Here is a 24,470-nt window from a genome sequence, read left to right on the forward strand (position 1 = left end):
CTTGTTCTACATAGATGTCATACTTCCCATTCCTTTAAAGCAAACCTTTACCTATAGTGTAAATAAGGATGAAGCTGGCTTTTTACAGCAAGGACATCGTGTGGCTGTTCCCTTCGGAAAATCTAAGGTCTATACCGCCATCGTGTATCAGGTGCATGATCAAGCTCCTCAAGGCTACGAAACCAAGAGTATTGATCAGATTTTAGATGAAACACCCATCATCACACCAACGCAAATTAAGCATTGGGAATGGATGGCAAATTACTACATGTGTACTTTGGGTGAGATTATTAAGGCCGCATTACCCAGTGCTTTTCTGCTTGAAAGTGAAACAGTAGTGTCCTTAAATACCTCAATACAATTTGACGATACACAGCTTTCAGACGAAGCATTTCTCGTGGTGGAAGCTCTGCAGCATAGATCGCCTATGCATATCAATGATGTACGTTCTGTGCTAGACCGCACCAATGTTGTAAAAGTGCTTAAAGGTTTATTAGAAAAAGGCATTATTGAAGTACAAGAAGAAGTCTATGAGCAGTATACCCCTAAATTAAAGCGGTACATTAAAATTTCCGAAGCCTACCAAGACGAAACGCAATTGGTTGCATTACTCGATACACTTTCTAGAGCTCCAAAACAAAAAGAAATTCTATTACAATTATTTACATTGCAAGCCAAAACCACAAAGGCCGTTGGAGTAGATGCTCTGCAAAAAGCCAGTGGTGCAGGAGCAAGTTCTATTAAGTCACTAGTGACTAAAGGAATTTTAGAAGAATTTTATCTTAAAAAAGACCGTATCAATTACGAAGGTGAAGCGGGTGAAGAAATAAAAAAACTAAGTGAGGCACAGGAAACCGCTTTTCAAGAAATAAAGGATTCTTTTGAATCACAAGAGGTGGTGCTTTTACATGGAGTAACCGCCAGCGGGAAGACCGAAATCTATGTAAAATTGATAGAAGAGATGCTAGCCACCGGAAAGCAAATTCTATACATGCTACCCGAGATTGCGCTTACTACGCAGCTTATTACAAGACTTCAATATTATTTTGGTGAGAAAATATCTGTGTACCATTCCAAATACAGTGTAAACGAGCGCGTAGAGGTTTGGAACAATGTACTCGAAAACAAACCCAAGGCGCAAATCATTATTGGCGCACGATCTTCATTATTTCTTCCGTTTCAAAAGCTTGGTTTATTGATTGTAGACGAATCTCATGAACCTTCTTTTAAGCAATACAATTCGGCACCTCGCTATCACGCTAGAGATAGCGCTGTGGTGTTATCTAATTTACATGGTGCCAAAACCCTCATGGGTTCTGCGACACCTTCTTTGGAGAGTTATTATAATGCTGCTGAAGGGAAGTATGGTTTGGTAGAGCTTTCTAAGCGCTTCGGAAATGTTAAAATGCCTACAATTGAGTTAGTTGATATTAAAGACAAGCACAAAAAGCGACTCATGACAGGTCATTTCAGTGATCGTTTGTTGGAGGAAATAAAAGCGTCGTTAGCTAATAATGAACAAATCATTTTATTTCAAAATAGGAGAGGGTATTCCCCCATTGTAGAATGCAAGACCTGTGGTACAGCGCCTCAATGTCCTAATTGTGATGTAAGTCTTACATACCATCAATATAAAAATCAGTTACGTTGTCACTACTGCGGACATCATACACCTATGCAAATAAGTTGTATGGCCTGTGGACTAGAAACCCTAGACAGCAAAGGCTTTGGTACTGAGCAAATAGAGACAGAATTGCTAGCGTTGTTTCCAGATCACACCATTGCTAGAATGGATCAAGACACCACCAAAGGGAAACATGCTTATAAAAAACTCATAGATCGATTAGAAAATCTAGAGATCGATATTTTGGTAGGCACTCAAATGCTTGCAAAAGGATTAGATTTTAGAAATGTAGGTTTAGTAGGCGTTATGAATGCCGACAATCTAGTGAATTTCCCAGATTTTAGAGCCCATGAACGAAGTTTTCAATTATTGCAACAAGTAGCGGGTAGGGCAGGGCGTACTCAAAAAAGAGGCAGGGTGTTGATACAGACCTATAATCCGTTTCATACCATTTTACAACAGGTGAGTGTGAATAATTATAAAGAGATGTATGCTGTTCAAAAAGAAGAACGTTATCAGTTTAAATATCCGCCCTATTTTAGAACCATAAAAATCACTTTTAAGGACAGAAATTTACAAAAAGTTGAAAAGGGAGCCTATTGGTATGCAAAAGCATTGCAACAACAACTACAAGATAATGTGTTAGGTCCCGAAGCACCACCAGTGTCTAGAATACGGAATCTGTATATCACATCGGTGTTGGTTAAAATTTCAAAAAAACAATCCTTGCACAAAACCAAAGCCTATATTGCCAAAGTACAACGAAGTTTTAATGCGGCTAAAGAGTTTTCGACGATTAGAGTTACTATTGATGTTGATAATTACTAACTTGGTAGTGTCTTTTAAAATTTCAGAAGGTACTAAGCAACTTTAAATATGGGGCATAAAAAAATCCAGATTTTCTCTCTGTTTCAAAAATATTGAAACTAAAAAACCTGGATTAATTATAAAAAGGTAGTATTATCTATTTGAAGAAGCTAATGCTTGCACCAAATCTGCTTTTCTATTTCTACTTAACGGGAGTTCTTCCTTATCAAGTTCAATGACTTTACTGTTATAACGTTCTACCTTGTCAAGGTTTACGATATATGATTTATGGATACGTAAAAAACGTTCTTTTGGGAGCAAAGCCTCAAAAGCTTTCATGGTAGAAAGTACAACCAATGCGTCATGCTCGGTTACTAATTTCACATAATCTCCTAAAGCCTCTATGTAGCGTAATTCGTTTAAGAATACTTTACGCTTCTTTAAATTACTCTTAACAAATATGAAATCTTCATCATCAAAACCATCATCGTTTTTCAACTTAAAGTTTGTAATGGCTTTATGAACGGCATTTAAGAAACGTTCTTTTGAAATAGGCTTTCGTAAATAATCAATAGCATCATAATCAAATGCCTTGAATGCATATTTCGTTTTACCAGTTACAAAAATAATTTGTGGTTTGTGTGTTAAATCGTCTAACAGATCGAACCCAGATAGGATAGGCATTTCAATATCCAAGAAGATTAAATCAATCTCGGTGGTTGCCAATCCCATTTTTGCCTCAATAGCATTATTGTATTCAGCTACCAAATTTAACGCGGGATGATTTTCTATTAATTTAACAATAGAAAGTCTCTGTAGGGTAGAATCATCTACAATAGCACACTTTAATAATGGTTTATCCATAATAGGTTAAGTTTAACATAGCAATAATACGTGTTTTATCGATGAACTGCAACTTTTTTTTATTTTAATCGTAAAAAAAACACACTTTATCTGTTTTGCTTCGGAAATATTATTTATTCCAAATGCTGTTTGATATTTCTAAATTATATAGTATTTTTGCACACTCTTAGCACGATGCTAGGAGACTTATATTAATTTTTAATAGATTTTTAAAATGAATCATTACGAAACTGTTTTCATCTTAAATCCCGTTTTATCTGAAGATCAGATAAAGGAAACAGTAAAGAAATTCGAAGATATTCTTGTTTCTAAAGGTGCTAAGATGATATGTAAAGAGAATTGGGGGCTAAAGAAATTAGCCTATGCCATTCAACACAAAAAAAGTGGTTTTTACCACATGTTTGAGTACACTGTAGCAGGTGAAGCTATCAACGAATTAGAATTAGCTTTTAGAAGAGATGAGCGTGTAATGCGTTACCTTACTGTATCTATGGACAAGCACGCTGTTGCTTGGGCAGAGAGAAGAAGAAAGCGTGATAACATTAAAACAGTATAAGCTATGGCATCAATACAAGAACAAGCAAAAGGAAAAAAAGACGGAGAAATTAGATATTTAACTCCGCTAAACATAGAGACGTCAAAAGCTAAGAAGTATTGTCGTTTCAAGAAATCAGGTATCAAGTATATCGATTATAAAGATCCAGATTTCTTATTGAAATTTGTAAACGAGCAAGGTAAATTGTTACCAAGAAGACTTACAGGAACTTCTTTGAAGTACCAACGTAAAGTTGCAGTTGCTGTAAAAAGAGCGCGTCATTTGGCCCTTATGCCTTATGTTGCCGATTTATTAAAATAAAAACAAGATAGGATTATGGAACTTATATTAAAAAAAGACGTTGAGAATCTTGGTTTTACAGACGACGTAGTTACTGTAAAGAACGGATACGGAAGAAATTTCTTGATTCCAAATGGTCACGCTGTATTAGCAACACCATCTCAAAAGAAAATGCTTGCAGAAACGTTGAAGCAACGTGCTCACAAAGAGCAAAAACTTATCGATAACGCAAAAGCAGAAGCTGATAAACTTGCTGCATTAACAGAATTCAAAATCACAGCTAAAACTGGCGAAGGTGATAAATTATTTGGATCTGTTGGTAACGCTGACCTTGCTGAGGCTTTCGCTAAAGAAGGCATCGAGTTAGAGAAAAAGTTTATCTCTATCGCTGGAGGAACTATCAAGCGTACAGGCCAATATGAGGCTAGCGTTCGTTTCCACAGAGATGTAGTTTCTACGTTTACTTTTGACGTAGTTGCAGAAGCAAAATAAGTACACTTTTTAAGTACATAAAACCTCTCTCAGCAATGTAGAGAGGTTTTTTTATGAATATCAGTATAGTTATATTACCATGAAATACGCAAGACTTACCAAAGAACAATTAGAAAGCCTTCACCAAGAATTTATCAATTTTCTAGCCACACAGTCTATTACAGGTGATGAATGGCAAAAAATAAAAGAAATGCAGCCCGAAGTAGCCGAACAAGAAGTTGATGTGTTTAGTGATTTGGTGTGGGAAGGCGCCTTAGGACAAGCGAAGTTCTTAGAAAACTTCTCGCCAAACCTATTGTTCTTATTTAAATTGGGAGCAGAAGAAATGTCGTTAATCTCTCTAAAAGTACTCATGGAGGGCATTGATATTACAACACAAGAAGGCTATGCCTGGCTACAAAAAAACTACAGTTCAGACGATGTAGAATTTTATACGGCCACTAAAAAATACTCTGAAGACAGAAACTTGGATGTCTTTACGCTCATTCAACAAGGAGCAGTCATCACAAAAGGGGAGTTATTTCAGTTTTTTGAAGGTATCCTCGGAGAATAATATTGATTAGATGATTTGAAAATACCTCAATTTGAATGTAATGCTTCGAATATCTTTTTTCTAACAGTGAACGATGTGAACGGTCTAACTTCCAACAATGAGCGAAGCGAATGGTCTAACAGCGAAGCGGTCTAAATCACTCGTATCTCAAACTCTCAATAGGATCTAATCGCGCTGCTTTTACTGCAGGATACGCTCCAGCCATAAGCGCAACAATAAGTGTGATAATAGTAGACCAGATCATTGCAACGACGGGTAGTGTGAATTCAATGTCGAAAAACCCAGCAATGGCGAGTCCAGTGAGGATTCCTAATATGATTCCCAGAAGACTTCCAAACTGACCAATTACGATCGTCTCAATCAAAAATTGTGTAGAGATAGTTCCGTTTTTGGCACCTAAAGCTTTACGTACACCAATCTCTCTAGTTCTTTCTGTAACAGAGACTAACATGATATTCATAAGTGCAATAGAAGAACCTAATATGGTAATAATACTAATGATCCAAGCAGCAGTTTCCAGAACGCTGCTTATTTCAGATGCACGCGCTAATAAATCATCGCTTCGTAAAATCCCAAAGTTGTTTTTCTCTACAGGGGTAAGGCCTCTAATATTTCGGAAGGTAACCAAAGCTTCATCTTGAGCACCTTCCATCATGGCTTTATCTTCTACCTTTACACTAATGGTGTAATTGATATTGGGTTGTGTATAGATTCCACGTGCAGCTTGAATTGGTAACAAGACCTTTAAATCTTGGTTATTCCCAAAAGTAGCTCCCTTGGATTCTAGAACACCAATAATTTTAAACTTTACTCCACGAATGCTAATGGTTTTGTTAATAGGATTTTCATTTTCAAAAAGGCTTTTTAGAAAATCTGATCCAATAAGACATACTTTGGTGTTGTTTTCAATATCGAAAACCGTGAAATTTCTTCCTTCATCAACCTTGGTACCTGTGTTTTCCAAATAGTTCTCATTCACTCCGTATACTTGTACTTCTGGATCTGTTTTTTTGCTTTCGTAGCGAACTTCAGCACTTCGCGTTCCAGCAAAGGAGACTGATGTGTTTGCATATGGATATTCGTATTTGTCTAAAAACTGACGCACATCTTCATACCCAATTATTGGATTTATCTTTTCACGTTCTCCACGTCCGCCACGATTTACAGAAAACTCATAGCGTTGTATGTTAAACGTATTACTACCCATAGAAGCAAAATTCCCCGATATATTAGTTTCTAAGGCGTTTACCGCACTTAAAATACCAACTAAGGCCCAAATGCCAATGGCCATAATAATAACGGTAAGGATGGTTCTTAGCAATTGCGTTCTAATAGAATCGAGTGCGATACGCACATTTTCGCGGAACAATGAAAACATAGGGTGATAAGTTTGTTGTTAGACTACAAGCACTTCGTAAAGTTACAGAATTGGTGCATATAATTTTGGGTTTTAACAATCACTTCGGAAATTTGAGGTGTCGACATGCATTAGTTGTTCTTACTTTTTTATTAGGTGGTAGCTAGTAGGTTGTAGGACTCTTTGCTTGTAGATTATGAATTCGAAATCGAAATCGAATTTAAGCTTGAATATTATGTCAGGCTTTCCCTAAGCTTCAGGAGAAAACCTGCAAGGTATGAGGACGCACGACGATCCTTCTAGGTTTACATCCAAGTTAAACTCGAATTCTAAAAGATATAAAGTTTGAAATGGATAATTCTCCCCTTGAGGGGAGTTAGAGGGGTGTTTAATGACTACTGGGAGAATTCGAAAACTTTTACATTTTACATTTTAACTTTATAATGAATTTTGAGAGTTAGTTGTTGTACTAAACCCCTACACTCATCGACGCATCGACTTTATAAGTAGGTAGTTGGTAGGACGCTGCGCTTGTTGCTGGTAGAAGATTTTATTAAATTGAAACTGAAGATGAAATTCTATTGTCAGGCTGAGCCTGTCGAAGCCCGAGGTTCAGAAACGACAGGGTGAAAAAATATAACAAAAAAACTCCCCTCTCAGCGGGAGAAGGGCTAGGAGTGAAGAATTTTGCATTTGAATACAATTGACCTTGTAGTATCGCTACGGAAATTTCAGAATAGATTAAAAAAAAATACCATTTCAATACTAGTAGAAAACCTATGGTTTGATGATATTTGTAACTTTTAAAGACTCAAGCCAAATGAAACCATCGATACCCAAAGGAACCCGAGATTTTTCACCTGCCGAAGTAGCAAAGCGCAACTATATTATGGATGCAGTGAAGCGTCATTTTTCAGCTTTTGGTTTTCAGCCTATTGAAACCCCAAGCTTTGAAAAAAGTGAAACGTTAATGGGGAAATATGGAGAAGAAGGGGATCGTTTGATTTTTAAAATCTTAAATAGTGGAGATTACTTGAAAAAAGCTCCTGAGGAGTTATTGGAAGCAAAAGATAGCACAAAGCTAACCAATAAAATTAGTGAAAAGGCCCTGCGTTATGACCTTACAGTTCCTTTTGCACGCTACGTAGTACAACACCAAAACGACATAACATTCCCTTTTAAAAGATACCAAATACAACCTGTTTGGCGTGCAGACAGACCTCAAAAAGGTCGTTTTAGAGAGTTTTATCAATGTGATGCCGATGTCGTTGGAAGTTCTTCCTTGTGGCAAGAAGTAGCATTAGTACAGTTGTATGATGCTGTGTTTACAGACCTACAATTAAAAGGAACCACCATTAAAATGAACAACCGCAAAATATTAAGCGGTATTGCCGAAGTAATTGGTGCAGAAGACAAACTCATTGATTTTACGGTTGCCTTAGACAAGCTAGATAAAATAGGGGAGGAAGGTGTTAAAAAAGAAATGCGTGAAAAAGGTATTTCTGAAGATGCCATCACCAAAATACAGCCTTTATTTGAGATGCAGGGTACTGCAAATGAGCAGTTGGAAAGCTTGCGAAATATGCTTACAACTTCTGAAATAGGAATGCAAGGAATTCAAGAACTCGACTTTATAGTTTCTAACATTTCAGAATTAAAACTCAAAACCGCAACCTTAGCCATAGATGTTACACTGGCTCGCGGACTTAATTACTATACAGGCGCTATTTTTGAAGTATCAGCACCAGAAGGTGTTGCTATGGGAAGCATTGGTGGTGGTGGCCGTTATGATGACCTTACTGGTATTTTTGGTTTAAAAAATGTAAGTGGTGTTGGTATTAGTTTTGGATTGGATAGAATTTATCTCGTTCTTGACGAATTAGGTTTATTTCCCGAAACTGCAACACAAAACACAAAAGTGTTGTTTCTTAATTTTGGAGAAAAAGAAGCCTTATACGCCATGAAAGCGATACAGCAATTAAGAGCGCAAGGGATTTCGGCAGAACTATACCCAGACATTGCAAACAATCAAAAGAAAGAACGCAAACAACTCACCTATGCTGAGCGCAAAGGAATTCCGTTTGTAGCAATGGCTCGAGAAGAGGATATTTCAAACAAAATGTTTACAATTAGAACGTTAAGCTCTGGAGAAAGAGAAACTATTGCTATAGAAAAGCTTGTTAACCACCTGAAGTAATTTCAGAATTTAAAAAACAAAAGCCCATACGTAAATGTATGGGCTTTTTTGTAGCTTCAGCGCAGTACCGATAACTATCGGTATGAACTGCCGTTCGCCTAAGGCGGATATATGAATCCATTATGCATAAAAAACTCCCTAGTTGTCAAAACTGGGGAGTCTTATAGTAGCTTCTGCGCAGTACCGATAGCTATCGGTATGAACTGCCGTCCGCCTAAGGCGGATATATGAATCCATTATGCATAAAAAACTCCCTAGTTGTCAAAACTGGGGAGTCTTATAGTAGCGAAGAGCAGACTTGAACTGCCGACCTCTGGGTTATGAATCCAGTGCTCTAACCAACTGAGCTACCTCGCCATGTTTACAATATAATTGTAAGCGGCTGCAAAGATAAAAACAAAATAATCTAGCACAAACAATCTGTCCTTTTTTATTATATTTTATTTCAATTAAAATTTCCGTACGCATTCCGCATAAAGCTTTAGCGGAGAAGCAAGAAAATAAAACGTACCTTTACCGCTCATAAAGAAGGAGTAATTACTCTTTCTTCTAATATTATTTATGTCATTTCAATCTCTCGGGCTTTCCAATGCCCTGCTAAAAGCTATTAGCAAAAAAGGATATACTACCCCAAGTCCAATTCAACAAAAAGCGATTCCTAAAATTCTAGACGGTAACGATGTATTAGCTTCTGCTCAAACAGGTACCGGTAAAACGGCTGGTTTTACGTTGCCTATGCTAGAACATATGTTAGCAACACCAACACAAGGGAAACCCAGAATAAAATCATTGATACTCACGCCCACACGCGAGCTTGCAGCACAAGTTTTGGAGGATGTAAAAACGTATTCTGAGTTCACGAACTTAAAAAGCACTGTGATTTTTGGCGGCGTAAATGCTAATCCGCAAATTAGAACTTTGCGTCAAGGCGTAGATGTTTTGGTGGCTACTCCAGGAAGACTATTAGATTTGCACAGTCAGGGTGTTATTAATTTTAATAGCATTCAGTTTTTGGTCTTAGATGAAGCCGACCGTATGCTTGATATGGGTTTTCTTAGAGATATAAAGAAAATCTTAGCGCTACTTCCTAAAAGAAGACAGAATTTGTTGTTTTCTGCTACATTTTCAAAAGAAATTAAGAAACTGGCAAACAGTTTTCTTCATAACCCTGTGATGGTTGAAGCTGCACCAGAGAATACTACTGCAGAGAAAGTAGATCAAATTATCTATAGAACAAATAAAAGTCTAAAGACTAATCTCGTTATCAAACTTATTAAAGAAGGTAGCTGGCAACAGGTTTTAATTTTTACTAGAACAAAACACGGTGCCAATAGGCTTGCTCAAAAATTGGATAAGGCTGGAATTAAATCTGCTGCTATCCATGGTAATAAAAGTCAGGGAGCACGAACCAAGGCGCTTGCAGGTTTTAAAAGTGGTAAGGTAGAAGTCTTAGTAGCAACAGATATTGCAGCTCGTGGTTTGGACATTCCTTTGTTACCTTATGTAATTAATTATGAGCTTCCAAATATCCCAGAGGATTACGTACATAGAATTGGTCGTACGGGTAGAGCAGGAGCCAGCGGACAAGCAATCTCTATTGTTAGCGTAGATGAGAATGCCTATGTTCGAGGCATTGAGAAGTTGTTAAAAATAAAACTTGAAAGTACTGTTATTGAAGGATTTGAAGTAACAGAAACGGCTCAAGAAATAGAAGAAAAAAAGGCTGCTAATAAGGTAGCACATCAAAGAGGGAATAGAAGTAAAAGACATGCTAGCCCAAATAAATCCAACCAAGGAAAATTAAAAAATAAAAGAAATTTCAAACGCTAGAGATATAAGTATCTGATTATAAATGGTTATTAAGTTAATAAGAGGATTCTTACAAACAAAAAACACCTAGCTTTCTTTTTCTTTTTGTATTTAATATCTATATTGAGCCAACTAACAAATGACAATGGAAGAAAAAATTAAATACGAGATGGAAATCCCCATCCATGTATCCCCCTCATTATTATACACATACATTTCTACGCCTTCTGGGCTTTCTGAATGGTATGCTGACAATGTAAACTCAAGAGGCGAGAACTTTGCATTTATATGGGATGGAGCCGAAGAAAAGGCAGTGCTTCTTACAAAGAAAACTGGCGAACGTGTTAAATTTAGATGGGACGTTGATGCCGATACTGATTACTATTTTGAATTACGAATTCAAGTAGATGAAATCACTAAAGATGTTTCTCTTATGATTACCGACTATGCAGATGAAGATGAAGTAGAAGAAGGAAAAATGCTTTGGGAAAATATGGTTTCTGAACTGAAACAAATATTAGGATCTAAATAAAAATATTACAAGATACCTGTATCTTTGTGCCGCTCCATTACAATTTGGAGCGGCATTTTTTATATGATAAACCTTAATGGGGAATTACTAGATAAAGCAGTGGCGTCCTTATCTTATAATAATAGAGGGCTAAACTATGGAGACGCAGTTTTTGAGACACTAAGAGTAGGAGCGGGTCGTATTTACTTTTGGGAAGACCACTATTTTAGACTCATGGCCTCTATGCGTATTTTGCGTATGGAAATTCCTATGAATTTCACACAAGAATATTTAGAAGAACAAATTTTAGCTACTGTTACTGCTAACAGTGCTAGTAATTTGGCTTGTAGAGTAAAAATATTGGTGTGGCGTCAAGAAGGAGGTTTTTATAACCCAACTACAAATGACGTAGCATTTTCTATTCAATGTGCTCCATTAGAGCATCCTTTTTATGTGTTAAATGAAGGAGCCTACGAAGTAGAATTGTTTAAAGATCATTACATTACATCTGGCTTGTTGTCTACGCTAAAAACGAACAACAAAATTATCAATGTATTAGGTAGTATCTATGCAAAAGAAAACAACTACGCCAATTGTTTGCTGCTCAATGAGAATAAGCAAATTGTAGAAGCCTTAAATGGAAATTTATTTTTAGTAAAAGGAGATAGCATTAAGACACCACCGATTTTAGATGGTTGTTTAAAGGGGATGTTACGCAAACAGCTCCTTAGTATTTTAGTTGAAATGCCCGATTATACTATTGAAGAAGCTTCTATCTCACCTTTTGAGCTTCAAAAAGCAGATGAATTGTTTGTTACTAATGTCATTACCGGAATACAGCCAATTTCTAAGTATCGCAAGAAAGAATATGCAACTACGATAGCTAAAGAATTAATAGGAAAATTGAATGTGAAAGCTAGGTTAGGATAGTGATTGTGAAATTTTAAAAACAATTTTTAAATCATCAAACTATCAAATTAATTTCATCCATCACCTTCAATTATAACTAGGATTCTCTGGTGCATTAGACCACAAAACATAATCTCCTCCAAATTCTAGCATTTTCTCTTTCCAGAAATCATCATTGTTTTTACCAATAATGTTGTTTTTGTATACATTAGGAACTACAACCCAACTATTCAGATTAAGTTCTTGATCTAATTGCTCGGTTGCCCAACCAGAATAGCCTAAGAAAAAACGGATTTGATCTTCACTAAGTAAATCGTCACGTAAGAGATCAGAAATAGCTGTGAAATCACCTCCCCAGTATATCCCATTTGAGATTTCGATGCTTCCTGGGATTAATTCAGGGATTTTATGGATAAAATATAAGTTGTCTTGTTCTACTGGTCCTCCATTATAAACAGGGAGTTTAGAATTGATTTCGGGAAGAAAATCTTGAAGTGTATATGCTAGAGGTTTATTTAAAATAAAGCCTACAGAACCATTTTCATTGTTATATTCAGCTAACAACACAACAGATCTATTGAATGAAACATCCCCAATAATGGAAGGTTCTGCAACGAGTAAATGGCCCTTATTGGGTTTAAGTGTTGTCATTTATGGTAGTTTAGTTAATTAAAGCTACCATATTTTTTTTAAACAGCCAAGAGAAAAGAACCATAGGCTAAAATTCCTACAAGCAAAAAACCCTCTCTGCTATTGCAAAGAGGGCTCTTATGTTTTGATATACAGTAGATTAGTTTACACTACTCTGTAAGTCTGAACCTGCTTTGAACTTTACAACGTTTTTAGCAGCGATTTTGATAGTTTTTCCAGTTTGAGGGTTTCTTCCTTCTCTTGCAGCTCTTTTGTTAACTGACCAAGATCCAAAACCTACTAGAGAAACTCTGTTTCCTTTTTTAAGTGATCCTTCTACATTTCCAAGGAAAGACTCTAATGCTTTTTTAGCTGCTGCTTTTGTTACTCCAGCATCTTCTGCCATTGCGTCGATTAAATCTGATTTGTTCATAGTGTTTGTTTAAATTAAAAAAATGGTTAAACTTTCGATTAATTGCTCTACAAATTTAAACGGATATTCAACACAGACAAGGTTTGGCGCGCTAAAACCCCATTTTTGTTAATAACTTGGGGTGATTGTTAATAAGCATACCGATAAACGGCATTTTTTTTATGGTTGCACTAGGCATAGGGGTTTACAATCATTTTACTATCGGTACCAAAATCATAACCATTTAATAAATCTTTTGTCAGCATTTTTCGTTTTCCTGGAAGTTGAATTTCTTTAATTTGAAGCACCTCCTTTTCTAGTTGGATATATAGGTCTCTTTTTGTTGCATAGATTTCACCAATAGTACTTTCTTCGGAAATGTTAACAATCCCATCTTTTGCTATAAAATCTAGTTGTGTTGCCTCTTCTATTGAAACAGATACTACTTCGTAAATTTTAACTTTCAATCTTTCTTCACCTTGTTGCATATACGTCCAAGCGCCAGGGTACGGATTTAGGCCTCTTACAAAATGATCTATCGTATCTGCTGTAGATGTCCAATCGATATACGTATTCTCTGGTTTTAATTTGGGCGCTTCATTTAATTGTAGTGCTTCAAAATCTGAACCTTTAGGCTGGGCTTGTGTTGTTATGGTACCCTCTTGTATGAGAGTGACAGTTTGAACAACTAATTCGCTTCCTACTTCCATTAAGGTATCATGCAAGCTTCCTACTGTTTCTTTATTGCTAATAGGTACTTCTCTTGAAAGTATAATTTCTCCAGTGTCAATTTTCTCGTCAATAAAGAAGGTAGTAACTCCTGTCACTTGTTCCTTATTAATGATAGCCCAATTAATAGGAGCAGCACCACGATATTTTGGTAATAATGACGCATGAAGATTAAAAGTACCTAGTTCAGGAAGTTGCCAAACAACTTTAGGCAGCATTCTAAACGCTACCACAATTTGCAAATTGGCTTGTAACCCCTTTAATGAATCTAAAAACGCTTCATTTTTAAGGTTGGTAGGTTGCAATACAGGAATGTCTTGAGAAACAGCATATTTCTTTACTGCAGAAGCTTGCAAAGAACGACCGCGACCTTTGGGTCTATCGGGAGCAGTGATTACTCCTACAATAGTGGATCCATGGTCAACCAAAGCACGCAAAATACCCACTGCAAAATCGGGTGTTCCCATAAAAACGATTCGTATATCTTTCTTCATATGTAGTATAAAATTTAAGCACTGCAAAGGTAGTAAAATGCTTGTGTTCATTTATAAATCACGAGATATATATGTTTCCATAACCCCAACGATTTTGTATATTGTTATAAATCTTAGTTCCTATCGATATGAAAATTTCAGAAACCTTCTCAGTAAAAAAAATATCCTTGCTTACTACCTTACTTTTTTCAAGCACCGCATTATTTTCTCAACAAACTACAAACGATCGTGCTGCGCTATTGGAAGTAGAAGATGACCCATATTTGGAAACTCCTAGAGCTTCCATGGCAACACAGCCTGCTTATAAAGTTGACGCTGCAGAATTTTTTACACGACAGGTCAATGTAAACAGTAATGGTGACGATATGATTGGGGATGCTGCTAATGAACCTTCAATAGCTGTGGATCCCACCGACTTAAATAGAATCATTATTGGATGGAGGCAGTTTGATAATATTTCTAGTAATTTTAGACAAGCTGGTATTGGGTTTTCTGATGATGCAGGAGAAAGTTGGACCTTTCCTGATGTCATTAATCCAGGTGTTTTTAGATCAGATCCTGTGCTAGATGCAGATGTAAATGGGGATATCTATTACAATAGTTTGCAAGGTACTTTTGAGTGTGATGTTTTTACAATTCCTTCTGGCGGTTTTACGATTGGACCTGCTGTTCCTGCCCAGGGAGGTGATAAACAATGGGTGCATGTAGACAAAACCGAAAGTGAAGGAAATGGACATTATTATTCGTATTGGAACACATCATTTACAACCTGTTCTCCTGGCGCCTTTACGCGATCTACAGATAATGCCCAGAGTTTTGAGTCGTGTGTAACCATCGATGATGAACCTTTTTGGGGAACACTCGCCACAGCAACAGATGGAACATTATACATTACTGGAAGAGATAATGTAGGAGATATTCTTTTGTTGACCTCTACAAATGCCAAAGATGCAGATGCCACTGTAAGTTGGGACGATATTACTGAGGTAGACTTGGATGGTGAACTATCATTTTTTGAACCTATTAATCCGCAAGGGCTATCAGGACAAGCTTGGGTGTCTGTAGATATTTCTAATGGGCCAGGAAGGGATAACATTTATGTGCTTGCAACTGTAGAGCGAAATTCTATTTTTGATCCTGCAGATGTTATGTTTGCTAGAAGTACAAATGACGGAGCTTCATTTGAAGCACCCATACGTATCAATACAGATACTGGAACCGATTCATTTCAGTGGTTTGGTACCATGTCTGTAGCACCAAATGGTAGAATTGATGTGGTGTGGTTAGATACTCGAGATGCTCCAGCGGGAACAAACGATTCTGTGTTGTATTATTCTTTTTCGGATGATCAAGGAAGTACTTGGTCTGAAAACACAGCTATTTCTGAATCTTTTGATCCAAATATTGGCTATCCACAACAAGACAAAATGGGAGATTATTTTCATATGGTGAGCGATAATACCAATGCACACCTAGCATGGGCAGCTACATTTAATGTTGGTCAGGATGTGTATTATTCTCAAATTACACCAGACAGTACCTTAGATACTGCCGAAAACTTTGTGAATGATTTTAGGGTTAGCATCTATCCTAATCCAGTCGATGTTACTAGTGTAGTAGCTATTGAACTAGGAAATTTTGCATCTGCAAGTATCGTATTACATGATGTTTTGGGTAGGGAAGTGGCATTGCCTTTTGAAAAAGAAGTAACCCAATCGCAAAAAATACAAATGAATTCAATCACACAAACATTGCCTATTGGAGTCTATTTCTTAACAGTTAGTGCAGTAAATGAGAAGCAAACGCTAAAAATTGTCATAGAATAAAGAAAGAGTACTAACAATTTGCTAGGACTCTTTCTTTATAATTTTAGTATTGGGAACACTATTCTTTTATAAAGTTTTCAAACACATCTTCGTAATTTAAAATTTCAGTATTCAAAATTCCTTTTACATTAAAAATGGGGGTTACAATAGTATCTAATCTAGTAATACCTCTTGCTACTTGTTTTCTTGTAATAGAATCTTGTGCTAAGTAGGTATTTTGATATTGATAAGGACTGCGTTCTAATTTTGCTACTAACGAATCGCAAGTGGTGCAGTTTTCTGTAACGTACATGATAATAGGTCTCGCTGTAGGGATTCTAATAGGGCTAGCTTGTTTTCTAAGCGTTCTTCTAGAAATACTATCACTTACGGTTTGTTTTACTTTGTAATTTGGAGTTTCTCCTTTATTCACCATAAGGTTTAACATGTGTACTTTAGATGCAGCAGGAATAAGTACACCTCTTGGCTTTCTTTTACTTTGTCTAAAACCAGTACCCTCAACTTCAAAGGTTACTTCAAGGTCTTCTAGGGTTTCATTAAGACCATATAACATGATTCTATTTCCTCGACGTTCTTCTTCTACTTTTATTTCTGTTGTTTGGGCTTGTGTCACAAGGGGACAAGCTGCAAGGAGCAGCAGTATTAGTTTCTTTACCATAGTTTTTTTTTTACAAAGATACCTATTATACTGGATAGCTTGGGTATAATCCATCTAAGATAAATCTCATGTATGTCTTATTATCTATTAATAAATTCATAAAAATGTATTGAAATCTTATGAAAGTAGTATTTTTGAATTGTATACTATACATGAATAAAAACAACTACATACTACGTTTTTTAGGAGGATTTGCACTCACATTGGTGTTACTCGCACCCAGTTTTGTGCAGTTTTCTCATGTGTTTGAATCTCATGAACATGAAATATGTAACGAGCAAACAATACATTTACACCAAGAAGAACCTGGTTGTGATTTATGTGATTTTTACGGACAAACGTTTCAATACACGCTTACTGAAGAACAAAATGCCTTACTCAAGATAATTTCTGGATTCCAGAAAACCGAGTATACGAGTATTGTATTAGCCACGAATACCTATAGTTCTAAACAACTTCGTGCACCCCCAGTTTTTCTTTCTTAAAACCCGACATTCGTTCACATTTTAAAAAAGAAAACCATGCGTTTATATGCATTAATACTGCTGTTTTGTAGCAGTATGCTTTCTTATTCACAAGATTGCACCTATACATTATATGGTTCTTTACTAGATATACATGATGGCTCAGTATTACCTGGTGCTACTATTATAGTAGCGCAAACAGGTGTTGCTGTTCAAACCAATCTAGATGGATCCTTTATTATTTCAAATTTATGCGCTAGTACCTACCAGTTGCAGATATCACATCCTGCCTGCACTACTAGAGCCTATCAAGTTTTGATCGATGGAGATACTACAAAAACGTTCAAGTTAGAACACCATCTTGAAGAACTCAATGAAATTTTGGTGAAAGGTGATGCCTTGGCTAAAGAAAGCGAGACCCTATTTGAAAATAAAATATCTCAAGAAACTATAGCTCAATACAGCAGTGGTTCTCTAGGAGATGCTTTAAATAGTTTGTCTGGCGTTTCTTCTTTAAATACAGGAAATACAGTGGTAAAGCCTATCATAAATGGGCTGCATAGTAGTCGTATTATCCTTATTAATAATGGGGTGCGAATGCAGGATCAAGAATGGGGCGCAGAACATGCTCCTAGTATTGATATTAATACATCAGGTTCTATTAAAGTCATTAAAGGTGCTGGTGCGTTGCAGTACGGCGGAAATGCTATTGGGGGTGTTATTGTGACCGAAGCACCAAAAATAGCCCTTTTAGACTCTCTTTATGGAAGCACAATGCTCACGGGGGTGAGTAATGGGCGTGGCGGCGCTATTACAACATCCCTAACAAAGAGTTACGAAAATGGTTGGTATGGTACATTACAAGGAACGTTAAAGCGTTTTGGAGATTTTGAAGCTCCAGACTATGTGCTTAGCAATACCGGTATTTTTGAGCGAAATCTATCTGCAAGAGTTGGTTTTAATAGAATCGATTATGGCGTGGATGGGTATTACTCTTATTTTAGAAATGAGATTGGAATTCTAAGAGCTTCGCATTTAGGTGGAGCAGAAGACCAAGTGAGAGCAATTGCAAGTATTGTTCCTCTTGTTATTAGAGATATTACTTATGACATAGGGAATCCTAGACAAGATGTAACACACCATTTGGCAAGAATAAAAGGGTTTAAGAAGCTTGAAGGAATAGGGCGTTTAACTGCGCAATACGATTTTCAACATAATAACCGATTAGAATTTGATATTCGAAGAGGTGATGATGATGACAAAGCTTCGGTTGATTTAGAACTTACAACACATACATTAGCCATAGATTTGGATGCTAATATTTCCGAAGATATTGCACTAAATACAGGTGTTAGTGGACAATACCAATCCAATTTTGCAAATCCAGAAACTGGCGTAAGACGTCTTATTCCTGATTATGATTCTTATGCATTTGGAGCCTACGCTACTGCAAATTATAAGGTAAATGAAAACCTTTTAGTAGAAGCAGGTGCTAGATTTGATTATACAACTTTAGACGTATTTAAGTTTTACCGCAGATCGTTTTGGGAAGAACGAGGATATGATACACAGTTTCCAGAGATTGTCATTGAAGAAACTGGAAATCAGATTCTTACAAATCCAACGTTATCGTTTTCTAATCCGTCGTTTACAGTAGGTGCTACGTATCGTTTTTGGGAGGATTATAGTTTATTTGCAAACTATTCATCGGCTTCAAGAGCGCCTAATGCGTCTGAGTTATTTAGTGAAGGTTTGCATCATAGTGCTTCTAGAATAGAATTAGGAGATCTACGGTTTGATGCAGAGCAGTCGCATAAAGTAGCACTGACACTGACTCGAGAACATGATGTTATTGGATTTGCAATTACCCCGTATAGCAATACCATCAATAATTTTATACTTATTGAGCCTACGGGAATACAGCAAACCATTCGCGGGAATTTTCAAGTATGGGAATACAGACAAACCCAAGCGCAATTGTATGGGGTGGATATTGATGCAAATGTTAAGATTTTAGAAAATCTACGTTTTACACATCAGTTTTCTTTGGTGAAAGGGTATGACAGAACCTTGGATACACCGCTTATCAATATGCCTGCAGCGAATACACAAAATGCGCTGACATATACATTACCAAAGCTAAAAGATCTAAGCATCCAATTGCAAAGTGATTATGTATTTGAGCAGAATGAATTTCCTGATAATAATTTTGAAGTGCAATTACCAGATGGTCCTGCGCTTGTAGATGTAAGCACTCCGCCAGATGCCTATCATCTCATGCATTTAAATGCTTCGGCAAGCCTTAATGAACATATTTATCTAGGGCTAAAAATCAATAATCTATTTAATACTTCGTACCGAAATTATTTAAACCGTTTGCGCTACTATGCAGATGATTTAGGGACAAGTATATCATTACAACTAAAAATTAATTACTAAAACATAAAACTAAATTATTATGAAAACAATAAAAATCGCAAGTATAGCATTAGTATGTGCCTTATTCTCTAACTGTAGTAATGACGATGACACACCACCGGTTATCATTAATGAAGAAGAGGTAATAACAACAGTTGCATTAACCCTTACAGCAGATAGTGGAAATCAAGTAGTGCTACAAACAAAAGATCTAGATGGTGATGGACCAAATCCTCCTGTGACCACTATTGTAGGATCTTTCTCAGCAAATACGACCTATTCAGGTGGTGTTGTGTTTTTAAATGAAACTGAAACACCTGCCGAGAACATCACAGATGAAGTACTTGAAGAAGCAGATGAACACCAAGTATTTTATACTGTAAGTTCTGGGTTAAATATGACCACTACCTATGAAGATATGGATGGAAATGGAAATCCCTTAGGACTTGCCATTACGCTTACTACAGGTGAAGTTAGCACTGGTATTTTGACGATTACCCTACGTCACGAGCCTACCAAGCCAAATACTGGTTTAGACAATGCAGGCGGTGAAACTGATGTAAGTGCAAGTTTTGATGTTGAAATTGAATAGTTATAGACTATCAAATTCAATAAATTCATACTCTGGAGAGTCTTCAAAGAATTTACGGAGTACGGCAGCATGACCAGACCCCATGAGCACCATAATACGATCTTGGGGGCTGGTTGTAATGCCTTGAATATTTCTAAAAATGCGAATGTTTCTATTGTACCACCACATAGACAAGAAATCTGCTCCCTGATTATTTTCTGTTTTAAAATACCCAGTAAGGTAAGCACCATAGCCATAGGCATGACTTTCTGGAGAATTTGAGTATTTAAAGTAGTTGAGTAAACTGGTCTTTTTAATAAGCGTATCTGTATATGCATACCATTCAAATTGCATGTCGCTTACAGGGTCTTTTCGCTCCCAGTCCACCTTTCCAATCCAATGATTTAAGGCTATAGAATCCCTTTCATACATATCATTTCTTAGCGATGATGCATTTACTGAATAAAGTGTGTCTAACGATAATTCTTTAGCGATGCGCATACCTATTTGGTAACGTTCGTCTCTTTCTTCTTGATGATTTCCTGCTTTGTATTCTTTTAATTTTTTTGTGGCATTCCAATTTGGATTGGCCTCAATGGCAATTTTTGTTGGCTTAAATTTCTTGATGTAGTTTACCAACTCGGTAATTTCAGATTTTTTAGGCTCTTTTAATACATCTATTTTGTTGGTTTCGGAAGTTTTGTGGGTATCCAATCCAGGATAATCCATATGAAAACTTCCTACCACAAGCACTTTTGCCTTTTCTTTTGGGAAAAAGCTACTAGCTGTTTTAAAAGTTTCTTGTGCTCCGGAAATGTTAGAAGGCAATGCTTCGTTAGTTGTATTTTTTTGGTTGCAAGCGATACTAGTTATTAGTAAAGAAATTAAAAAGAATGTTCTCATTGGGTTGGATTTATATAAAAGATAGGTGTTTTAAGTATTTGTTACACTTCTATAATTAAAGACTCCTTTTAAATAAATACGGTTGTCTACTTTTCTTTAATTTTAATTATAGCTGTAAACTCATCGCTTTTTCAATGGCAGCATCTCCATTTTTAGTGAGGTCTAACACCACCTTTTCTAAAAATTCTTGGGTAGGTCTAGGATACTCAATTGAAATAGTAGGAGGTATGCCCACACTTTCATAGTTATTTCCATTAAGATCTTGGTACACTTCATTAGACAAACTAAACTCCCAGCCATTAGGTAATTCTTTGTCTAACATGTCTGAAAAAACACCTTCGGTTCTGGCTCCTATGGATGTTATGTTTGATAGCGACATAGCACTCAACGCCATAATCTCTGTAGCACTTGCAGATTCTGGTCCGATTAATAAATATACAGGCTTTAGATATGGTCTATCAGTAGCTGGTTGCACGACATTGTTTATGGGTGTAAATCCATCATTATACTTTCCTTTTTTAGAAAAAGTAACCTTTTCTTTAAGATTTAGCCGTTGCAGTACTGCCATTCCTACTTCATCTTTTCCACCTCCGTTAAATCGAACATCAATAATAAGTGCTTTGGTATCTTTTAAATCATTCATGATACGATCCAATGCGGTTTGTATGCCTAGTAATTCATCTTTGTTATCATGGTCGCTTTCTTCTGCCATTGCAAAATAGGTCATCCAATACTCTCTATAGGACAGCGTATCGCTAATGGTGTAGTTTGCCATTCCCATCATTTGGTTTATTTGTAAATATCCAATCTTATTATCAAGTATTCCCCAACGTAATTGTCCGTTTTTAATAGATGTACCTTCTGGAATATACTGCTCAGCTACCATTTTAGCGACCGTATGATTTCGCAATTTCTTTTTTGGTGCATCTTCAGTTGTTTCTGTTTTAGGTTGTTTTTCGAGAAATAATTGCTCTGCTGCCTCTTCAATTTCATCGGGAGCTTCTATACCTATATGCCCATCATTGAAGGTTCCTAACATTTCAGAAAAAATTAAAAAGAGTTCTGCCTGACTAGTTTCCTTGCTAATTTGCGGTCTGTAGGTGGCATACATCTCTTTTGCATCTACATTTCTTAACTTAAAATAGGCATAGTGGTTTTTAAACGTATCCCATAATGCTTCAAAATTACGCACAGGATCATCTTTGTTTTCTTGAGCCTCTGCATATTCTTTAGTGCTTGTATCACAAATAGCAGGAAGGTTTGCAAGCTTTGTAAAGTAGTATACATTTATTTCTTGTTTGATCGCTATAGTATCATTTCGATAGGTGATAGCGTCTTCAAAATCATCAAGGCTTCCTGCCATTAATGGTAAACAAGAATATTCGGTAACATCATACAACATAAATTGGTTTTGTTCTATGGTTAATACACGTCCGTATCCTAGAGATTGGTAGTTTCCATCTATCTCATTTACCTTTTTTTCATTACACCCGTAAAAAGTTACTAGAAATAAACAAAATAGGATATGCAAAATTTTTGGTTTCATAGTAAGGATGAATTGTTTGAATGTACAATCTTACCAAAATTTAGATAATAACAATTTAAAAATCAGGTAGTATTACCTATTGTGTAAATAGCTGTTAATTAAGATATTGCACCTATAAACTAACTACCTATGATACCACAGAAAATTTCAGAAACACAAAGAAAAACCTATAAGCGTATAAATTCCTTATTTGAAGAAGCCTATGCAGAAAAAGTTCATACTTCCGAAGAAAAAAGCCTTGCTGATGGTTTTTGGATCTACTTGCAAGAATGTGAAAATATCTATTTGAGTGGAAGGCTAAAGACAACAGAGCAGCATCAGGATGCAGAAAATATACTTGCATTGTATTATCTAAATAAGATGATAGACCTTGGACATCTCACATCGTTACTTAGAGATGTGTTTGATTTACCAAAATCAAACGTTACCGACGAACTCGCAAATGAATGGAACTATGCGGGTTGGGTAGGAGGCGATGGGACTATTTTTGCAGCTTCAAAATATTGTCAGTTGGATTATGAATGGACCTTAGTAATTGCTTATTATTACTATTACAAAATTAGACCTAGTAAGAAACATCCTTTTGTTCCAGCAGCTATGCGTGTGCTAAATCAAACCATCCCTGCAACTGCTACGGTAGCTATTATTGGTGATTGGGGAACAGGTGCATGGGATGATGGGGCGAAAGAAAAATGCCCCGCACAACTAGTCATTGATGGCGTCTTGGCAAAGAATCCAGATTATATAGTTCATTTAGGAGATGTGTATTATGCCGGAACCAAAGAAGAAGAACGAAACAACTTTTTGAATATGATTCCAGATTCGTATACTGGAAAGGTATACACTATGAATAGTAATCATGAAATGTACGATGGTGCTAATGGTTTAATGGGCACTACCTTGAAAGAAAGTAGATTTACAGCACAGGGTGGAAGCACCTATTTTTCTTTTGAAATAGGAAATTGGGTCTTAGTAGGCTTAGATTCTGCTTACTATGATGATAGTTATTTGTATTTCAAGGGTTCGCTCACCAAAGATGGAAAGGGACAAGAACAGTTAGACTTTTTAAGTAATGCCTATAAAACTGGTAAAAAAGTAATGCTGATGACCCATCACAATGGAATTGAAGTTGAAAAAGGAGCACCGACAATAAACAAAGCCTTGTGGGATCAAGTAACAGGTGCCATGAAAAATACTGTACCAGATGCTTGGTATTGGGGACATGTTCACAATGGTATTGTCTACAATGATTCGCTATCCATCTATAATGGAAAGACGGCTAAAATGCGCTGCTGTGGTCATGCTTCAATTCCGTTTGGGAATGCGTCAGATCTAGCGCCTTTGACTACGGGATCAAATCCAGATGTGCTGTACTATGCACATACACCCATGCCAGATCCTTCCAAAGAAGTTCAAAAAATGAGAGTACTCAATGGATTTGCCTTGGTTACTATTAATGGGAGTTCTTTTGAAGAAGCATTTTATGAAGTCTCTAACGAGAATAAAACACCTGTGAAGGTATGGTCAAGTAATTAAATTTAAAATAAACCAAATTAATGGGGCTAGTGTTAATAAATAAGGTCATCTTTGCAGCTTATAAAATAATTTTTAATTAATAGTACCATGAATAAAGGAACAGTAAAATTTTTCAACGACACTAAAGGATTTGGATTTATCACTGAAGAAGGTGTTGAAAAAGATCACTTTGTACACATCTCAGGATTAATCGACGAGGTTAGAGAAGGAGACGAAGTAGAGTTTGAACTTAAAGAAGGAAACAGAGGTTTAAACGCAATCAACGTAAAAGTTATCTAATACACTATATAACTATCTTACTAAAGAGTCCATCACCCGATAGTTA

Annotated in this window: 23 protein-coding genes and 1 tRNA gene; 15 read left to right on the forward strand and 9 right to left on the reverse strand. The window is 36.4% G+C overall.

Annotated elements, in window-relative coordinates:
* The first annotated feature begins 1 nt into the window (after window position 1).
* Complete coding sequence (gene priA, locus ACY2RS_RS03215; protein ID WP_490097169.1) at window positions 2–2,452, forward strand: replication restart helicase PriA; 2,451 nt, start codon at window positions 2–4, stop codon at window positions 2,450–2,452.
* Between the two features lie 132 nt (window positions 2,453–2,584).
* On the opposite strand, the gene ACY2RS_RS03220 is transcribed toward priA, so the two are convergent.
* Entirely contained in the window at window positions 2,585–3,295 is a 711-nt protein-coding gene (locus tag ACY2RS_RS03220) for a LytR/AlgR family response regulator transcription factor (protein WP_490097170.1), read from the reverse strand.
* Window positions 3,296–3,509: 214 nt separating this feature from the next.
* Between ACY2RS_RS03220 and rpsF the strand changes: the two genes are divergently transcribed.
* From rpsF to ACY2RS_RS03240, 4 genes are all read left to right on the forward strand, one after another.
* Window positions 3,510–3,851 carry a 30S ribosomal protein S6 gene (rpsF, locus tag ACY2RS_RS03225; RefSeq protein ID WP_490097171.1) on the forward strand — a complete coding sequence of 114 codons (342 nt, stop codon included), beginning with the start codon at window positions 3,510–3,512 and terminating at the stop codon, window positions 3,849–3,851.
* Between the two features lie 3 nt (window positions 3,852–3,854).
* A complete protein-coding gene (gene rpsR / locus ACY2RS_RS03230; RefSeq protein ID WP_490097172.1) occupies window positions 3,855–4,151 on the forward strand; it encodes a 30S ribosomal protein S18 in 297 nt (98 codons plus the stop codon).
* A gap of 15 nt (window positions 4,152–4,166) precedes the next feature.
* Entirely contained in the window at window positions 4,167–4,622 is a 456-nt protein-coding gene (gene rplI / locus ACY2RS_RS03235) for a 50S ribosomal protein L9 (protein WP_490097173.1), read from the forward strand.
* A gap of 79 nt (window positions 4,623–4,701) precedes the next feature.
* A complete protein-coding gene (locus ACY2RS_RS03240; protein WP_490097174.1) occupies window positions 4,702–5,175 on the forward strand; it encodes a DUF6495 family protein in 474 nt (157 codons plus the stop codon).
* 136 nt (window positions 5,176–5,311) lie between these two features.
* Here ACY2RS_RS03240 and ACY2RS_RS03245 read toward each other — a convergent pair whose 3' ends face one another.
* A complete protein-coding gene (locus tag ACY2RS_RS03245) occupies window positions 5,312–6,553 on the reverse strand; it encodes an ABC transporter permease (protein WP_490097175.1) in 1,242 nt (413 codons plus the stop codon).
* 799 nt (window positions 6,554–7,352) lie between these two features.
* Here ACY2RS_RS03245 and hisS point away from each other — a divergent pair.
* Window positions 7,353–8,729 carry a histidine--tRNA ligase gene (hisS, locus tag ACY2RS_RS03250; RefSeq protein ID WP_490097176.1) on the forward strand — a complete coding sequence of 459 codons (1,377 nt, stop codon included), beginning with the start codon at window positions 7,353–7,355 and terminating at the stop codon, window positions 8,727–8,729.
* 283 nt (window positions 8,730–9,012) lie between these two features.
* Here hisS and ACY2RS_RS03255 read toward each other — a convergent pair.
* A tRNA-Met gene (locus ACY2RS_RS03255) sits at window positions 9,013–9,086 on the reverse strand.
* A 204-nt stretch (window positions 9,087–9,290) separates the two neighbouring features.
* Between ACY2RS_RS03255 and ACY2RS_RS03260 the strand changes: the two genes are divergently transcribed.
* The 3 genes from ACY2RS_RS03260 to ACY2RS_RS03270 all read left to right on the forward strand — a co-directional run bounded on the left by ACY2RS_RS03260 (window position 9,291) and on the right by ACY2RS_RS03270 (window position 11,979).
* Window positions 9,291–10,559, forward strand: a complete 1,269-nt coding sequence (locus ACY2RS_RS03260) for a DEAD/DEAH box helicase (protein WP_490097177.1) — start codon at window positions 9,291–9,293, stop codon at window positions 10,557–10,559.
* A 124-nt stretch (window positions 10,560–10,683) separates the two neighbouring features.
* The gene (locus ACY2RS_RS03265) at window positions 10,684–11,070 is read left to right on the forward strand and encodes an START-like domain-containing protein (RefSeq protein WP_490097178.1); all 387 of its coding nucleotides are present in this window, start codon (window positions 10,684–10,686) and stop codon (window positions 11,068–11,070) included.
* Between the two features lie 63 nt (window positions 11,071–11,133).
* On the forward strand, window positions 11,134–11,979 hold the full coding sequence (locus tag ACY2RS_RS03270) for an aminotransferase class IV (protein WP_490097179.1): 846 nt from the start codon (window positions 11,134–11,136) through the stop codon (window positions 11,977–11,979).
* 66 nt (window positions 11,980–12,045) lie between these two features.
* On the opposite strand, the gene ACY2RS_RS03275 is transcribed toward ACY2RS_RS03270, so the two are convergent.
* The 3 genes from ACY2RS_RS03275 to fmt all read right to left on the reverse strand — a co-directional run bounded on the left by ACY2RS_RS03275 (window position 12,046) and on the right by fmt (window position 14,223).
* Window positions 12,046–12,609: a YqgE/AlgH family protein gene (locus tag ACY2RS_RS03275; RefSeq protein WP_490097180.1), complete on the reverse strand. Its 564-nt coding sequence runs from the start codon at window positions 12,607–12,609 to the stop codon at window positions 12,046–12,048.
* A 139-nt stretch (window positions 12,610–12,748) separates the two neighbouring features.
* A complete protein-coding gene (locus ACY2RS_RS03280; protein ID WP_490097181.1) occupies window positions 12,749–13,021 on the reverse strand; it encodes an HU family DNA-binding protein in 273 nt (90 codons plus the stop codon).
* Between the two features lie 170 nt (window positions 13,022–13,191).
* Entirely contained in the window at window positions 13,192–14,223 is a 1,032-nt protein-coding gene (gene fmt / locus ACY2RS_RS03285) for a methionyl-tRNA formyltransferase (RefSeq protein WP_490097182.1), read from the reverse strand.
* A 128-nt stretch (window positions 14,224–14,351) separates the two neighbouring features.
* On the opposite strand from fmt, the gene ACY2RS_RS03290 reads away from it, so the two are divergent.
* Window positions 14,352–16,049: a T9SS type A sorting domain-containing protein gene (locus ACY2RS_RS03290; RefSeq protein ID WP_490097183.1), complete on the forward strand. Its 1,698-nt coding sequence runs from the start codon at window positions 14,352–14,354 to the stop codon at window positions 16,047–16,049.
* Between the two features lie 58 nt (window positions 16,050–16,107).
* Here the strand turns inward: ACY2RS_RS03290 and ACY2RS_RS03295 are convergent, their stop codons facing one another.
* Window positions 16,108–16,707 carry a thioredoxin domain-containing protein gene (locus ACY2RS_RS03295; RefSeq protein WP_490097184.1) on the reverse strand — a complete coding sequence of 200 codons (600 nt, stop codon included), beginning with the start codon at window positions 16,705–16,707 and terminating at the stop codon, window positions 16,108–16,110.
* 119 nt (window positions 16,708–16,826) lie between these two features.
* Here ACY2RS_RS03295 and ACY2RS_RS03300 point away from each other — a divergent pair, with 119 nt between their 5' ends.
* From ACY2RS_RS03300 to ACY2RS_RS03310, 3 genes are read left to right on the forward strand one after another with little or no spacing between them, the layout of a single operon-like run.
* Window positions 16,827–17,192 (forward strand): hypothetical protein, encoded by a 366-nt coding sequence (locus ACY2RS_RS03300; RefSeq protein WP_490097185.1) that lies wholly within the window; start codon window positions 16,827–16,829, stop codon window positions 17,190–17,192.
* A 36-nt stretch (window positions 17,193–17,228) separates the two neighbouring features.
* A complete protein-coding gene (locus tag ACY2RS_RS03305; RefSeq protein ID WP_490097186.1) occupies window positions 17,229–19,610 on the forward strand; it encodes a TonB-dependent receptor in 2,382 nt (793 codons plus the stop codon).
* A gap of 19 nt (window positions 19,611–19,629) precedes the next feature.
* Window positions 19,630–20,181, forward strand: coding sequence for a type 1 periplasmic binding fold superfamily protein (locus tag ACY2RS_RS03310; protein WP_490097187.1), 552 nt, complete (start codon window positions 19,630–19,632; stop codon window positions 20,179–20,181).
* Here ACY2RS_RS03310 and ACY2RS_RS03315 read toward each other — a convergent pair whose 3' ends face one another.
* Together ACY2RS_RS03315 and ACY2RS_RS03320 are read right to left on the reverse strand one after the other, a co-directional pair.
* Window positions 20,182–21,063, reverse strand: a complete 882-nt coding sequence (locus tag ACY2RS_RS03315) for a DUF5694 domain-containing protein (protein ID WP_490097188.1) — start codon at window positions 21,061–21,063, stop codon at window positions 20,182–20,184. It lies immediately after the preceding gene.
* A gap of 106 nt (window positions 21,064–21,169) precedes the next feature.
* Entirely contained in the window at window positions 21,170–22,609 is a 1,440-nt protein-coding gene (locus ACY2RS_RS03320; RefSeq protein WP_490097189.1) for a S41 family peptidase, read from the reverse strand.
* A gap of 129 nt (window positions 22,610–22,738) precedes the next feature.
* Here ACY2RS_RS03320 and ACY2RS_RS03325 point away from each other — a divergent pair, with 129 nt between their 5' ends.
* Both ACY2RS_RS03325 and ACY2RS_RS03330 read left to right on the forward strand, forming a co-directional pair.
* Window positions 22,739–24,145 carry a metallophosphoesterase family protein gene (locus ACY2RS_RS03325; protein WP_490097190.1) on the forward strand — a complete coding sequence of 469 codons (1,407 nt, stop codon included), beginning with the start codon at window positions 22,739–22,741 and terminating at the stop codon, window positions 24,143–24,145.
* An 87-nt stretch (window positions 24,146–24,232) separates the two neighbouring features.
* Window positions 24,233–24,424, forward strand: a complete 192-nt coding sequence (locus ACY2RS_RS03330) for a cold-shock protein (RefSeq protein ID WP_490097191.1) — start codon at window positions 24,233–24,235, stop codon at window positions 24,422–24,424.
* Window positions 24,425–24,470: the final 46 nt, after the last annotated feature.

It is taken from the genome of Patiriisocius sp. 208BN25-11 (assembly GCF_058147145.1).